Origin of the sequence: Nocardia sp. SYP-A9097, assembly GCF_009649815.1 — a bacterium.
GTDB lineage: Bacteria > Actinomycetota > Actinomycetes > Mycobacteriales > Mycobacteriaceae > Nocardia.
This window is the reverse complement of the sequence record NZ_WJIC01000028.1, coordinates 24711-38104: the sequence shown is the minus strand read 5'-3', so window position 1 is coordinate 38104 and position 13394 is coordinate 24711. Positions and strand designations below refer to the sequence as shown.

Genomic DNA, 13394 nt, shown 5'->3' with positions numbered 1-13394 from the left:
GCTTTGAGCGATTCAACCATGCCGAAGATGCCTACTCGCGGTATCGCGGCGCGCCCATCGGTGTGCGACACGGGCTCTCACCGCTGGTCGAGGCATCGACACTAGACGCAACAATGTTGCATTTGGTACAACAGGTCAATGTCCGGCCCCGAGATAGACTCGGCGAGCGCCACGACCGCTTTGACGCTGGCACCGAACGTCATTCACCTCGATCCCGAGACTGCGGTCTACGAATCGATGGTGGCTGGGTGGTGCGAACAGCAGCGCGCTCGATTCCTCAGAACCCAGACGATCGAGGCGCGGATTTCGGTCGTACGCCGGTTCGCCACCTACACCGGGTTGTATCCGTGGCAGTGGCGACCGGCCGAAGCCGAGGCATGGTTCGCCCATCTTGCCTCGGGAACCCCGTCACCAGCCTTTTCGACGGTACGCGGCTACCAGCTGACGCTGCGTCTGTTCTGCGACTACCTCACCGACCGCCGTTACGGGTGGATCGAGTTGTGCGCGAACCGATTCGGGGAAACACCAACACAGATTCTGCACGAGTGGAACTCGATTGTGCACGTCACCGAGTTCGAGGGCCGCCCCGGCCGGCGGGCGCTGACCTACGACGAGGTGCAGGTGCTGTTCGACACCGCGGACTCCGAGGTGGAGCGGGTGCGCGGGCTGGGTCGTAAGGGCTCGATACAGGCCTTGCGGAACGCGGTGCTGCTCAAGACGGTCTATGCGTACGGACTGCGCCGTAGTGAGGCCGTGGGATTGGATTTGGCTGATCTGCGAACGAATCCGAGTGCACGGGACTACGGCCGGTTCGGTGGACTGTATGTGCGGTGGGGCAAGTCCTCACGAGGGAGCCCACCCAAGCGCCGCACTGTGCTCACCGTGCCGGAGATGGATTGGATCGTCGAGGTTCTCGAGCACTACTTCACGCAGGTGCGGACATTGTTCGGTGCCGACAGGCATCCGGCGGTCTGGTTGACCGAACGGTGCGGACGTATCACTACCCGCAGTGCCAACGACGCGTTCACCGCGGTCCGTGACGCGGCGGGGTTGCCGCAGGAATTGGATCTGCACTCGCTACGGCACTCCTACATCACCCACTTGATCGAGTTCGGGTATCCGGAGCGGTTTGTGCAGGCTATCTACAGCCCAGAAATGGGTGTCCGTCACGTGCACCACGCAGAGAAGAACCAGATGAATCGACGTCGTGGAGGTGGTTATCTGCTGCCGTCCATCACGCAGATTTCTCGGAGGTTCGATGCTCGTACAGAGGGTGCTGACGCCCGGTTCGCAGCTTGAGTCCTGGACCGTTCTCGGCGACACCGGGCCGGTGGAGCCGATCGAGCGCTACCTGGCCTACATGACCGATATCGAGCGGTCCCCGAATACGATCAAGGCTTACGCGCACGATCTGAAGGATTGGTTCGTCTACCTCGACGTCCGGAGCTTGGACTGGCGCGAGGTCCGGCTGGAGGACCTCGGCGAATTCGTTTCCTGGCTGCGGCTTCCGCCCACGGGACGCCTGGGCGGGGTGTCGATGTTGCCTTCGGCGCAGCATCATTGCTCGGCGGTGACCATCAATCGAAAACTCTCCGCCGTCGGCGGCCTGTATACCTTCCATGCCCGACATGGCATCGATCTTGGAGACCTGGTCACCGAGTTGCAGCCCGCGCGGCGGCATCGGTCGGGATGGAAGCCGTTCCTCTACCACCTCAGCGGCGGCAAACCGGAACGGCGGCGCACGGTGAAAATTGCTGCCGCCCGCAAGCGGCCGACGCTGATCACGGCCACCCAGATGCAGGCCATTCTGGATTCCTGCACCCGGCTGCGGGATCGCTTCTTATGGGCACTGTTGTGGGACAGTGGCATTCGGATCGGTGAGGCTCTCGGCCTGCGCCATGAGGACCTGGCCGTAGCCGAACGGGAACTGACCGTCGTCCGCCGGATCAACGACAACCGCGCTCGCGCGAAGTCGCCGCAGCAGCGCATCGTTCCGGTCAGCGCCGAGTTGGTGCGGCTCTACGGGGACTATCTGCATTGCGAGTACAGGGACCTGGATTCGGACTACGTTTTCGTTAATCTCTGGGGAGGATCGTTCGGACACCTGTGGACCTACGCCGCGGTCTACGACCTGGTGCTACGACTGCGCAAGACGCTCGGCTTCGACTTCGATCCGCACTGGTGTCGCCATGCCTACGCCACCCGATTGCTTCGGAACAAGACACCGATCGAGGTCGTGAGCAGTCTTTTAGGGCACTCCTCGCTGGCCACAACCCTCGACATTTACGGCCATTTATCCGTCGAGGACGCTCGCCGGGCGTTGGCGGAGGCCGGCATCCTCACCGGGCGGGAGGTGCGCTGGTGACCGCGGTCGAGATTACCGAGACTCCTGTTGCGACACCAGGACTGCTCGGCAAGCTGATGGCGGTGGTGCGGCCGGAGTTCCGTGCTGACATCGTCGTTCCTGAGCGCGGTGCGCTGGTGTTCGACGCGTCCGGCTGCCGCGTATCGGGTTGTGTTCGCCAGCCGCGCACCCGCAGACTTTGTAAGGGCCACTACTACTCCTGGAAAGACCAGGGCCGCCCCGACATCGACACGTTCGCCGTCACCGCGTCACCGGTCGGGCTCGGCCGCAAGGAACTCACCGTCTGCGCGGTCCCCGGCTGCCGGTTCAGCAGCGCCCGCCGGGGCTTATGCGTTCGCCACCAAGGGATTTGGGAACGATCCGGCCAACCGGACAAGGCTGCATGGCTGGCCGATGTCATCCCCGAGAACGATCCTGATCATCCGATCTGCGCACTGACCTACTGCACACTCTGGACCCAGGGTCGTTCACAGTTCTGCGGCGGCCACCGATCGCGCTGGGAAGCCGCTCGACGGCCCGCGCTCGCCGATTTCATCGTGTTGTGTGAGTCCTATGGCGACGACCGCTTCGATTTCCGCGCCTTCGGCGACCGCCGCCAGATCAAGCTGGAGATGCAGTATGCGCTGCAATGTCGCCATGACGAACGCCAGATCAAGACCCCGTCCGGGGTTGCGCGCCCGGTCATGGGACTGGTCGCCGCGAGTGACGTGGTGTCGATTCTGGACTGGTCGATCGAGCGCTGGACCGAGTTCTTCGACGCCCGGCACAAGGCCATGCACGGTTAGAACGGACAGCTGGCTTTCCTTCGCTACGCCCACCGCTGCGCCGAGGACCTGCATGTCGGTGCCGGCTGGGAAGCCGAGTTTCCCAGGGACGTCTGGGAACTGCGGCGCGTCGGCATGGAAGGCAACCGGCGATTGCGCTTTGGCGGCATCCCACAGCTTTAGCTGCGAGATCTGGCGAAGCGGTTCGCCCGCTGGCGGCTCAGCGTCGGCCGCAGCCACAATCAAACCTACATTGACGTCCAAGCCATCACTCGGCTCGCCGGATTCTTGATCACCTCGGCGGCCGAGGTCACCGGCTTGGACGGCATCACCCGAGCACTGCTGGAGCGCTATCTCGCGGCCCTGGCCACCGACCCGCGCGCGCTGCACTCCCGCAGCCGCGACATCGGATCGCTGAGCGCGTTCCTCGACGCGATCCGCCGTCACGAATGGGGTCCATCGCTGCCGACAACCGCGGCGTTTTACCCCGATGACTTCCCCAAGCCTGACAAACGGCTGCCTCGTGGACTGGCCGAACAGATCATGGTCCAGGCCGAACAGCCAGCCAATCTCGATCGCTGGAACCACCCCGAAAGCCGCCTGGTCACCCTGATTCTCATGCGCTGCGGATCGGGGACGCCTGCGCGATCGGATTCGACTGCGTCGTCAGAGACGGCGACGACGCACCCTACCTGCACTACACCAACCGGAAGATGAAACGCGAAGCCCTCGTCCCGATCGACGAGGAAATCGAACAGGCCATCGTCGTCCAGCAGCAACGGATCCTGCAGCGTTGGACCGACGGAAGTCCGTGGCTGTTCCCGGCACCGAGAATGAACCCGGACGGCCGCAAACCGCTGACCACCCACTCCTATCGCGGACAACTGCGAGATTGGTTGGAACGCTGCGAAGTTCGCGATGAACACGGCAGACCCGTGCACTTGACTCCCCATCAATGGCGTCACACCTTCGCGACCAGGCTCATCAACCGCGACGTCCCACAGGAAGTGGTACGGGTGCTGCTCGACCATTCCAGCGGAGACATGACAGCCCACTACGCCCGGCTGCACGACACCACCGTCCGCCGACACTGGGAGAACGCCCACAAGGTCAACACCAAAGGTGAGACCATCACCATCGATCCGAACGGACCACTGGCCGAAGCGAATTGGGCCAAACAACGGCTCGGGCGGGTCACCCAAGCCCTGCCCAACGGCTACTGCGGTCTCCCGGTTCAAAAGACCTGCCCGCACGCCAATTCGTGCTTGACGTGTCCAATGTTCGTCACGACGGCCGAGTTCTTGCCGCAACACCGCCAACAGCGTCAGCAGGTGCTGCAAATCATCTCCTCCGCGGAGGCCCGCGGCCAGCAGCGTTTGGCCGAGATGAACCAGCAGGTCCTCGGCAACCTCGACAACATCATCACCTCGCTCGAAAACGACGATGACACCGAGGAATCCGCCGATGCGAGCTGACAACAGCCGCCACATCGTCGCCGCCGCGCAGCACCGCCGCGAACTCACACGAGCCAAAGCGATCCAGGCGCTGAGAACACTCGACAACAACGGAACTGCAGTGACATTCGAATCCGTGGCCACAGCCGCCAATGTCTCGAGGTCCTGGCTCTACGCCCAGCCAGACATCCGCACCGAGATCGAACGCCTACGCGCCGCCGGCCGTCGCGCACCGGCAACCCCGGTTCCGGCCCGGCAACGCAGCTCCGACGCCTCCCTGCTCAGGCGCCTGGAAGCCGCGCACGAACGCAATCGCAAACTCGCAGACGAGAACGAAACCTTGCGCCGTCAGCTCGCCGAAACCCTCGGCCAACTCCGCACCGCCACGAACAGGGTAAATACACCCCACCCTCCCGAATCAATCAGTCGGGCAACGGAATCGGCGAGACGATAGTGGTTGGCGAGGGCAGAATGGGCGCACTGACCGGCGGCAACGGCACTGCGGGCGCGTCCTTGCCTGTCGACGGATCCATCCTGAACACAAGCACAATCATCGCCGCCATAACCAGAACAACCCCAACGATGATGCGCACGAGAGTCCAGCGCAAATCATTGAAAGCTCGCCTCAGCGCGCCCGCTTCGGTTTCGGTGACCATGCCCCTCCAACATCCTGGCGTTCGCAGGTCACATCGCCCCGGCACCAGCTTTCATTACCCGCCTGATCGAGGCCATTCGACGAACATGACGACCTCGTCCAATACCTGCCGCAATCGTTCCAGCTCGATAACGATCAATCCCCACAGAAGGTGATCACCATGCCCTCACTCATGGCTAAAACGACAGTGTCGCCATGGGCAATCCGCAGGCCAGAGCCCTGAATGGTCCAGGAGCTCAAGATAATCCAACACCAGGTGGGCCACAGCTACGCCAGTACGACTGCGATCTACACCCATGTCTCCGATGAATTCCGCAACCAGCTCGTGCGCGCGGCCCTGGCCAAACGCGACCCCGACATCTGGGAGAGTCCGAAGTGATCAAGAAGATGGGCTATGCGTGGCATCTGCGCCGACTCATGGCCGAGCACGAGATGTTCCACACCTCGGATCTGGCCACACCACTGGCCGAGCGTGGTATCTCTCTCTCGCGTGAGCAGATCTATCGGTTGGTCGCTCAACCCCCGCAACGGTTGTCGATGGACGTACTCGCGGCATTGTGCGACATTCTGGGCTGCGGTCCCGGAGATTTGATAGAGGTCCGGGTCGAGAACATCTCCGTGCGTAAGACCGGTACCGGCCCGGAGGGCTCGGCACCTGCGGCTCACCGCACCACGATCCGCCGGCCGACCCCGAAGTCATGACCACGGCCGCGCAGCGGCGGCTCGCGCAGGCTCAGCAGCGGCTGCGTGAGCGAGTGCTCCATGAGGTGAGCACTCTCGATGCCTTCGCGGTGGACACGATCCTGGCCACCGCGCGTGCTGATATGCCGCGCACCGTCCTGGAGCTGGACGCTTACCTCGCCGACCGTCCAGGTGGGTTGCTGGACCCGGATCCGTTCTGTCCGTTGGGAATTGTCCGACTCGCCCGTACCCTCGCGGCCGCCGGATATCCGGTCACACCACCAGCGTGCGCACCGGTGCGGGCGCCGCGTGCTGCTCGCGTACCTGCGCCCTGAAGGCAGGGTCTGTGATAGCTGCCGCGGCATCGATCGCCCCCTGATCGTCTGTACCGGTTGCGGGCGTTCCACTCGCCGACCCGCAGTTCGATTCGGTGAGGAGCTGCTTTGTCCCCGCTGCTACCGCAATGACCCACGCACACACAAGAAATGCAACCAATGCGGGCGAACACGCCGGATACAGCGACGACTACCCGATGGCACCGCCCTGTGCGCCAGGTGCGCCCCGCGTCCGTTCCACACCTGCGTCGACTGCGGTGAGCAACGACCTGCGCAATCCCACACCGCCGCCGGGCCGGTGCGCCGAAGCTGCTACCGCACGCATCAGCCACGTCGTGTGTGCGGAGAGTGCGGCACCCTCACGGTGATCATTGTCCGAGCCACCGATACCCACCCTGACCTGTGCAGCCGGTGTTGGGCCCCGGTCACCGGTTGGACCCCCAAGAGCCGTCGGTGCAACGAATCTCGTCCCCGCGAGTCTCGACGCCGCCCTCGTCGGACAGGTCTGTGTTGCCTGTGTGAGCGAACCCGTCAGATCACCGTCGTCTGGCCCATCGGACCGATTTGCAACTCCTGCTACCCCACTGCCCGAGAGCATCCCGCGGTGTGCGCAACCTGCCGTGAGATCCGAGTCCTCATCGCGAAAAACGCTGCCGGAGAAATGATGTGCGGCCCTGCGCGGGCAGCCCGTTCGACTACCGTTGCCGCCGTTGTGGCCAGGCCGGCCGCGTCTATACCGATGGTGACTGCCTCCGGTGCTGCGCCGAAGCCAGGCTGCGCTCGGTACTGCGCGATGAGCAGGGGCGATTCCCCGCGCACTTGGTGCCCCTGGTGGACGCGCTGCTGGCGGCCGAGAAGCCTCGTAGCGTGCTGGTGTGGTTGGGTCGCAGCTCGGCGGCGCAGTTGCTGAGCGAACTCGCCCGCAACGGCACGCCGATCACCCATGACGGCCTCGACGCCTTACCACCGAGCCGCAGCGTCCACTTCGTACGCAGGATGCTCATGTGTACCGGAGTGCTGCCCTACCGGGACGATTATCTGGATCGGATCAGCCCCTGGCTGGAGGCACTTCTCGAGTAACGGCCCCAGACCCACGCTCGGCTGATCCATCGCTACGTGCAATGGCATGTGTTGCATCGTGCGCGTCGCCGCACGCGACGACACGGTCACCAGTACGGGCCCGGCGCCGCCGGCGCAATTCGGCAGACCATCCTCGTATCCCTGGAGTTCCTGGATTGGCTCGACCTGCACGGCTTGGCGTTGGACTCGCTAACCCAACGCCACATCGACATGTGGCTCACCAGTGGAACCGGGTCTCGCCCCTACTTCGCCCGCGACTTGGTGCGCTGGGCAATTACCAAGAAGCTCGCGCCGGCGACCCTCACCGTCCCGGCGTTGAAGGTGGCCGTGCCGAAGGACTTCACCGACCTCGGCGACTACACCCAGCAGCTGCACCGTTGCCTGCATGACCGCTCGATCCCCATCGACGTTCGTGCCGGTGGCACGCTGATCCTGCTGTTCGGACTGCGAATGAGCCATGTGCTCGCCTTGCGAGCAGACCAGTTGCTCCACCGAACTGGTAGCCACTACCTTCGCCTCGGCGACCACGAACTGCTGCTTCCGCCGTTGCTCGCCGAGCTACTCGGGCAGCTTCCCCGCGAGCGTTTCAACCAGTCGGTGCTGCCCCCAGTGTCGGACGGGTCCTCACCGCTGATGTTCCCTGGCTTCGATCGCCGCTGGCCGATCGGTCGCGGTGTGTACGGCGACCGCCTCAAACAGCACGGCATCACCCCCCACACCAGCCGCAACACCGCGATGATCACCCTGGCCGCCGAACTGCCCGCGGCGGTTTTGGCCGACCTACTGGGTCTACACCCCGGCACCGCCGTGCGGTGGGTCCGCACCGCCAAACGCGACTGGCACATCTACCTGGCCGAACGACGCGCGACCACAAACCACTGACCACCACGACGACCTCCGATGGCCACCACCCAGTCGAGCTTCGATGACGGGCGGCCGATTACTCGAACCGTTCGGCTATCAGTTCAGCCAGTCGGGCAAGAGCTGTCACCTCGTGGGCCTCGACCAATCGCCGTTGCGCTTCGGCTCGGCAGGCAACACCGAAGAACGAGTCGTAGATGATCTCGGCGGCGTTGTGCGCGGACGTCGAGTCGTTCTCGCCTCGAAGCTCGGCGATCGCTCGAACAAGGGGCCGTAGGAGCTGGTCACGCATTGCCGCTATTTCGGTGGGAAACATCATTTCCCACCGGTAGGTGTGGAGCAGGATCGCTCGATGCCCCGGCGCCGTATCCCGGAAATAGGGGGAGATCGCGGCTTCGACCCACGCGCGCACCCGTTCCAGCGGTGTGCCGGCCTGTGCCATCTGCTCTTCTATCTGGCCCATTTTCCAGTTGGTGCCGTCCTGTAGCACGGCGATGATCAGCTCTTCCTTCGAGTTGAAGAGACGGTAGAACGCGCGAGTTCCGAGACCTGAGCGTTCGAGGATCGAATTGACCGAGGGGTCGACCTGTCCGGTTTCCGCGATGAGACCGCTACAGGCCTGGATCAGGCGTTGCGCCTCGGCGAGATACTCGCCGCGGTGCTTGTCGAAGACCCGCTCGATCGCGGCAGTGGCGATCGGGTTTGTGCGTGACTGCTCCGCCGACGTCACTTTGCCAGCCTCCCGTGCGGTGAAAGTGTCATTTTCAAAACCGAGCATAGCTGGCCCGGTCGGTGTCGAACAGCCCGTCCGGAGAGTGGACACGAGGGGTTGACAATGCCGTTTTCAGTCTCGACTATGTCATTCACGTCACATATGACTTTGCCGAAACATGGAGGAAAACATGACCGAACGTGTGGAGTCGGTGCGCTCAGGTGCGCTATTCGAGCAGGTGGGCCAGGCTTGGCAGCGGTTCGGCCGCACGATCGTCTTCGACGACCCAGCAACCGATACCCCGCTCCTGCGAGCCGAGGGGCTGCGTTTCGCCACTCGCTATCTGGCGGCCGGCGCTCTGCTGAGTATGGAACTGGCCGATCCGATGTATCCGGAATTCGGTCGATGGGCAGACACCACATGCAGTTGGGGTATCGACAACCCTGATTTGATCTACACCCTCGCGGCGGTCAGTGGTGACCGCACGTACCGGATCTCCGGCGACCGGGGAACCGCACACTACTTCGATATTCAGGTCCACTCGCCGCACTTCTGCGAAGCGCCCGACTACCGGATCAACTCCAATATCGACAGCCGCTCGCTCGTGGCCGATGCCGATGGTGCGTTCGAATTGCTGCTCGGCCCCGAGCGACCGGCCGGGTACACAGGCAATTGGCTGACCATCGATGCCGCAGCCGAGTCACTGTGCGTGCGTCAGGTTTTCAGCGATTGGGTGACAGAGCGCCCGGCCAATCTCGTGATCGAGTGCGTCGACGCGGTGTATCCGCCGCCGACCGCGCTGACGGAAGCCGATGTCGCCGCCCGCACCGAACGGCTGGTGCGCTGGCTGGACAAGGCCGGCACCTTCTGGGATCAGCAGTGCAAATCCTCCCTGAACGCGCCCGCCAACTCCCTGGACTTCACTCCGCTGAGCGTGAGCGCGTGGGGCGGATTCCAGAACCAGGCCTACGGCATGGGCAGTTTCCACTGTGCCCCCGACGAAGCTGTCATCCTCGAGTTCACGCCACCGAACTGCCACTACTGGAGTTTCGGCCTGGGGAACTGGTATTGGGAGACGGTCAACTGGTTCTCGCGCCAATCCTCGCTCAATCATGTTCAAGCGCAACTCGATGACGACGGCGTCTTCCGCGCGGTTATCGCCCACCGGGACCCGGGTGTGCCGAATTGGCTTGATACCGGCGGGCATACGCACGGCACCGTCAATGGCCGCCTGCTGCTGACCGAGAGCGTACCGAGTCCGGTCATGCAGCTGGTGCCCTTCGAAGACGTGCGCAAATACCTGCCCGAGGCAACTCCGACCGTCACCGCCGCCGAGCGCACGGAGCGGATTCGAGCCCGTCGCCGTGCCGCGCATTTACGAAACAGCCATTAGCGCAGACCGTCTCACTGGATCGAGAGCAATATGACCGAGACCACGATCAACCCTCCTCCCTCGCAGTCCGGTGATGAACCGCCGAGTCGGCGGCAACGCTGGCGCTTCGGTGCGGCACTCGCGTTCATCGTGCTGATGTCCGAGCTCGCGCCGATGGAAATCATGCTGGTGTATCCGGCAATTCCACACATGGCGGCGGAATTCCGCACCCTGCACCTGGGCTGGGTGCTGACAATGGTGAGTCTGGCCGCCGTTGTCAGCTTGCCGCTGGTCGGCAAACTCGCCGACGCCTTCGGCAAGAAGCGCGTGATGCTTTCCCTGGCATTGCTTTTCACCATCGGATCGCTGATCTGCGCAACCGCCGATTCCTTCTCGGTGCTACTGGCGGGCCGGGCGCTGCAGGGCACCGCCGGAGGAATGGTCGCGGTGGCCTATGCGCTGGTCCGGGACATCTTCCCGCGGCGCTGGGTTCCGGTGGCACTCGGGACGGTGGCCGCCGGTATCGGCGTCAGCGCGCTCGCGTCGCCGTTCGTGGCCGGATGGTTCATCGACAACCACGGGTGGCAATCGCTGTTCTGGTTCATGTTCGGCTACGCCGCGTTGCTGATACCAGTGGTGGCGATCCTGGTACCGGAATCTGCGCTGCGACTGCGGCAGCGCCTGGATCTGTTCGGCGTCGCGCTCCTGGGCTCGGGGGTCGGGCTGGTGTTGGTCGGCATCAGTCAGGGATCCAAGTGGGGATGGATCAGCGGCCCGACGCTGCTGACCTCGATCGGCGGAGCCGGGCTCCTCATCGCATTCGTGGTCTGGGAGTTACGCGTGCCTGAACCGGCCATCGATTTGCGATTACTGGTCGGAAGCGCGCTGCGCTCAACGCTATTGGCGTACCTGTTCATTGGATTCATGATTGCCGGATACGGGCTGCTCCTGCCGCAACTGCTGCAGACCCCGGCCCAACCCGGTATCACCTACGGCGTCGGGCTGACCGCCACCGCGTTTGCCCTGTGGACCTTTCCCACCGGCGTGCTGACCATGCTCTGCGGACCCCTCGGCGGCCTCATTGCACGCCGTCGAGGCGCGCGGCTCACCCTCATCGGTGCGGTGTGCGCGATGATCACCGGCCTCGCAGCCGCTGCCGCACTGCCCGAACATCGCTGGCAGATCATGGCGCTCTCCGCTGTTTTCGGCATCGGCATGGGGCTGTATTACGCGTCCGGACCGAATCTGGTGATGGACGCCGTACCGGCCGAACAAAGCGCGGTGGGCGCGGCGATGCTCGGGGTCGTCGCCCAGCTCGGCAATGCGATCGCGGTGACCGTGCTGAGCGTCGTGATGGCGCAGAACATCGCGCGACAGAACCCCACGACCGGGCGAATCACCTACTCGGACACCGCCTTCCAACACTCCTTCCTGGTTGCGGCGGTGGTCGGCCTCGCCGGTCTCGCGGTCGCGATCCGAATGCGACACGGCCGGACTCCCGCCACAGGCGGTGCAGAACCCCGCTGAGCCGTCTGCCCCGCACTCCTCGTTCCACCCAAATGCCGCACCCGCCGAACGGAATGCCTTTCGGTGGTGATGCGTGCTGTCCCCCGCAACAAGTTAAGGAAATCAGATGAGGAATATCTCGACCGCCTCCACGCTGCTGATCGGCACACTCGCCGTCACGGCCGCCACCGCCACCGCGGCTCCGGCGCCGGTGAGCCCGAGCATCGGCTACACGGCCACGCTCGGTGACGCCGCAGCGGTGCTCACCACCGAGGCCGGTGCGCTCTCGGCCGACAATGGCGTGCTCACCGTCGCGGATGCGGCGGGCAAGGCACTCGCCAGCGCCGTATTGTCCTTCCGGGTGGACGATTTCGTCTTCCCGATCACCGCCGACATCAGTGCCCGCACCGCGACCCTGACCCCGCGCTTCGACCTCGAACACGCCACCTACAGCCCGGTCGCCTTGCCCTTCGAGAACCAGGCTCCGTGGCGGTCGGAGTACGAACGCGAGCAGGCGGCCTGGGGGCGATTGGTGAGCACGATTACCGCGGGCGCTGCCATCGGCAGCACCATCGGTGTCCTCAGCGGTGCGGCGGTCGGATGCGTCCTGGGCGGCATCGCGGGCGCTACCGTCGCGGCCGCCGCGATCATCGGCCTGTTCGGTGGCTTCCTGCCCGCTGCGGCGCTCGGATGCATCGGCGGCATCCTCGCCGTTGGCGCACTGGGCACCATCGCCGGGCAGCTGCTCGTCACCGCCCCCGTCATTCTGATGGCGGCGGCCCAGTACTTCACCACCATCACCCAGCCCGCGCCCGCACCCGCGAAATAGGCTGTCGAACAGCCTATTCGCCAACACTCAGTAGATCACCGCAGGTGGTGACGGCCGCGCACAGGACTCTCGGTGCGCGGCCCGCATCCCTGTCGGTCAGCTCGAAAACCGGAGGTCGAATGGTTCGGGACGATGGTGCGGCCGAGGCGCGTGTGGACCATGAGCCCGACTACCGATTCACCCTGGCGAACGAACGCACATTCCTGGCGTGGGTACGCACCGCATTGGGATTGCTCGCCGGCGGTATCGCTGTTAGCCAGTTCTACTCCTCAAGCATGTTGTTGCACAACGCAATAGGAGTAGTCTGCGTCGTACTGGCTGCCATTATCGCGGTCGGCGCGTTCTGGCAGTGGCGACGCGTACAGGGTGCAATGCGCTGCGATCAACCCTTACCGCGATCGCCGCTGATCCCGGTCACCGTGGTGGGAGCAGGCGTCGCAGCTTTGCTGGCGCTGGCGCTCGTCGCGCCGTGAGCCCACCTGGGCTACAGGCCGAACGCACCATCCTCGCGTGGCAGCGCACCCTGCTCGCCGCGACAGTGGTCGGCGCCGGGCTCGCACGAGCCGCGACCGGCCGACCTTGCGCCTCATTGTCAGCCGCAACGCTCCTGCTGAGCGTCGTTCTCGTGGCAATTGCAGCCGTTATCCGGTTGCGCCGCCACCGATATCGCCACCGAGCCGACGATCCACGTCCGATCCCCCTGATAGCGGGGGCACTCCTCTGCGCGGGAATCGCCGCCGCAGCGTCTTGCGTGCTGCCGACCCTGCTGTGAGACACCGA

Annotated in this window: 18 protein-coding genes; 16 read left to right on the top strand and 2 right to left on the bottom strand. The window is 64.4% G+C overall.

Annotated elements, in window-relative coordinates; translation table 11 throughout:
- Positions 1–138: 138 nt before the first annotated feature.
- The 6 genes from GFY24_RS33900 to GFY24_RS33885 all read left to right on the top strand — a co-directional run bounded on the left by GFY24_RS33900 (position 139) and on the right by GFY24_RS33885 (position 5037).
- Positions 139–1299: a tyrosine-type recombinase/integrase gene (locus GFY24_RS33900; RefSeq protein WP_153809202.1), complete on the top strand. Its 1161-nt coding sequence runs from the start codon at positions 139–141 to the stop codon at positions 1297–1299.
- A complete protein-coding gene (locus tag GFY24_RS33895) occupies positions 1259–2365 on the top strand; it encodes a tyrosine-type recombinase/integrase (protein ID WP_153809201.1) in 1107 nt (368 codons plus the stop codon). Before GFY24_RS33900 ends, GFY24_RS33895 begins: the two co-directional genes overlap by 41 nt.
- On the top strand, positions 2362–3150 hold the full coding sequence (locus tag GFY24_RS42510; RefSeq protein ID WP_228566915.1) for a hypothetical protein: 789 nt from the start codon (positions 2362–2364) through the stop codon (positions 3148–3150). The genes GFY24_RS33895 and GFY24_RS42510 overlap by 4 nt, the downstream gene beginning before the upstream one ends.
- A gap of 297 nt (positions 3151–3447) precedes the next feature.
- On the top strand, positions 3448–3846 hold the full coding sequence (locus tag GFY24_RS42505; RefSeq protein WP_228566914.1) for a hypothetical protein: 399 nt from the start codon (positions 3448–3450) through the stop codon (positions 3844–3846).
- Positions 3753–4604, top strand: a complete 852-nt coding sequence (locus tag GFY24_RS42500; RefSeq protein WP_228566923.1) for a tyrosine-type recombinase/integrase — start codon at positions 3753–3755, stop codon at positions 4602–4604. The genes GFY24_RS42505 and GFY24_RS42500 overlap by 94 nt, the downstream gene beginning before the upstream one ends.
- A complete protein-coding gene (locus GFY24_RS33885) occupies positions 4594–5037 on the top strand; it encodes a DUF6262 family protein (protein WP_153809200.1) in 444 nt (147 codons plus the stop codon). Before GFY24_RS42500 ends, GFY24_RS33885 begins: the two co-directional genes overlap by 11 nt.
- Here GFY24_RS33885 and GFY24_RS33880 read toward each other — a convergent pair.
- Positions 5006–5239, bottom strand: coding sequence for a hypothetical protein (locus GFY24_RS33880; RefSeq protein ID WP_153809199.1), 234 nt, complete (start codon positions 5237–5239; stop codon positions 5006–5008). The two genes, GFY24_RS33885 and GFY24_RS33880, sit on opposite strands and share 32 nt — an antisense overlap.
- 222 nt (positions 5240–5461) lie before the next feature.
- On the opposite strand from GFY24_RS33880, the gene GFY24_RS41340 reads away from it, so the two are divergent.
- The 5 genes from GFY24_RS41340 (at position 5462) to GFY24_RS42485 (ending at position 8216) form a co-directional block, all read left to right on the top strand.
- On the top strand, positions 5462–5617 hold the full coding sequence (locus GFY24_RS41340) for a hypothetical protein (RefSeq protein WP_194853125.1): 156 nt from the start codon (positions 5462–5464) through the stop codon (positions 5615–5617).
- Positions 5614–5940, top strand: coding sequence for a helix-turn-helix transcriptional regulator (locus tag GFY24_RS33875; protein ID WP_309231656.1), 327 nt, complete (start codon positions 5614–5616; stop codon positions 5938–5940). Before GFY24_RS41340 ends, GFY24_RS33875 begins: the two co-directional genes overlap by 4 nt.
- On the top strand, positions 5937–6254 hold the full coding sequence (locus GFY24_RS42495) for a hypothetical protein (protein ID WP_228566913.1): 318 nt from the start codon (positions 5937–5939) through the stop codon (positions 6252–6254). The genes GFY24_RS33875 and GFY24_RS42495 overlap by 4 nt, the downstream gene beginning before the upstream one ends.
- Before the next feature lie 666 nt (positions 6255–6920).
- Positions 6921–7334, top strand: coding sequence for a hypothetical protein (locus tag GFY24_RS42490; RefSeq protein ID WP_228566912.1), 414 nt, complete (start codon positions 6921–6923; stop codon positions 7332–7334).
- A gap of 36 nt (positions 7335–7370) precedes the next feature.
- Positions 7371–8216 (top strand): hypothetical protein, encoded by an 846-nt coding sequence (locus tag GFY24_RS42485; protein ID WP_228566911.1) that lies wholly within the window; start codon positions 7371–7373, stop codon positions 8214–8216.
- Between the two features lie 58 nt (positions 8217–8274).
- Here the strand turns inward: GFY24_RS42485 and GFY24_RS33865 are convergent, their stop codons facing one another.
- Positions 8275–9018, bottom strand: coding sequence for a TetR/AcrR family transcriptional regulator (locus tag GFY24_RS33865; RefSeq protein ID WP_153809198.1), 744 nt, complete (start codon positions 9016–9018; stop codon positions 8275–8277).
- A gap of 79 nt (positions 9019–9097) precedes the next feature.
- Between GFY24_RS33865 and GFY24_RS33860 the strand changes: the two genes are divergently transcribed.
- From GFY24_RS33860 to GFY24_RS43895, 5 genes are all read left to right on the top strand, one after another.
- Positions 9098–10300, top strand: a complete 1203-nt coding sequence (locus GFY24_RS33860) for a DUF1214 domain-containing protein (RefSeq protein ID WP_194853124.1) — start codon at positions 9098–9100, stop codon at positions 10298–10300.
- 30 nt (positions 10301–10330) lie between these two features.
- The gene (locus GFY24_RS33855) at positions 10331–11806 is read left to right on the top strand and encodes an MFS transporter (RefSeq protein WP_153809196.1); all 1476 of its coding nucleotides are present in this window, start codon (positions 10331–10333) and stop codon (positions 11804–11806) included.
- Positions 11807–11912: 106 nt separating this feature from the next.
- Positions 11913–12614, top strand: coding sequence for a hypothetical protein (locus tag GFY24_RS33850; protein ID WP_153809195.1), 702 nt, complete (start codon positions 11913–11915; stop codon positions 12612–12614).
- 119 nt (positions 12615–12733) lie between these two features.
- Complete coding sequence (locus tag GFY24_RS33845; RefSeq protein WP_153809194.1) at positions 12734–13087, top strand: YidH family protein; 354 nt, start codon at positions 12734–12736, stop codon at positions 13085–13087.
- Positions 13084–13386, top strand: coding sequence for a DUF202 domain-containing protein (locus GFY24_RS43895; RefSeq protein ID WP_194853123.1), 303 nt, complete (start codon positions 13084–13086; stop codon positions 13384–13386). The genes GFY24_RS33845 and GFY24_RS43895 overlap by 4 nt, the downstream gene beginning before the upstream one ends.
- The last annotated feature ends 8 nt before the right edge of the window (positions 13387–13394 follow it).

Coding starts and splice junctions, on each gene's coding strand:
- GFY24_RS33885 (WP_153809200.1), top strand. CDS start 4,594: ATGCGAGCTGACAACAGCCGCCACATCGTCGCCGCCGCGCAGCACCGC.
- GFY24_RS33860 (WP_194853124.1), top strand. CDS start 9,098: ATGACCGAACGTGTGGAGTCGGTGCGCTCAGGTGCGCTATTCGAGCAG.
- GFY24_RS33880 (WP_153809199.1), bottom strand. CDS start 5,239: ATGGTCACCGAAACCGAAGCGGGCGCGCTGAGGCGAGCTTTCAATGAT.
- GFY24_RS33895 (WP_153809201.1), top strand. CDS start 1,259: ATGCTCGTACAGAGGGTGCTGACGCCCGGTTCGCAGCTTGAGTCCTGG.
- GFY24_RS41340 (WP_194853125.1), top strand. CDS start 5,462: ATGGTCCAGGAGCTCAAGATAATCCAACACCAGGTGGGCCACAGCTAC.
- GFY24_RS42495 (WP_228566913.1), top strand. CDS start 5,937: ATGACCACGGCCGCGCAGCGGCGGCTCGCGCAGGCTCAGCAGCGGCTG.
- GFY24_RS33850 (WP_153809195.1), top strand. CDS start 11,913: ATGAGGAATATCTCGACCGCCTCCACGCTGCTGATCGGCACACTCGCC.
- GFY24_RS33855 (WP_153809196.1), top strand. CDS start 10,331: ATGACCGAGACCACGATCAACCCTCCTCCCTCGCAGTCCGGTGATGAA.
- GFY24_RS33845 (WP_153809194.1), top strand. CDS start 12,734: ATGGTTCGGGACGATGGTGCGGCCGAGGCGCGTGTGGACCATGAGCCC.
- GFY24_RS33900 (WP_153809202.1), top strand. CDS start 139: ATGTCCGGCCCCGAGATAGACTCGGCGAGCGCCACGACCGCTTTGACG.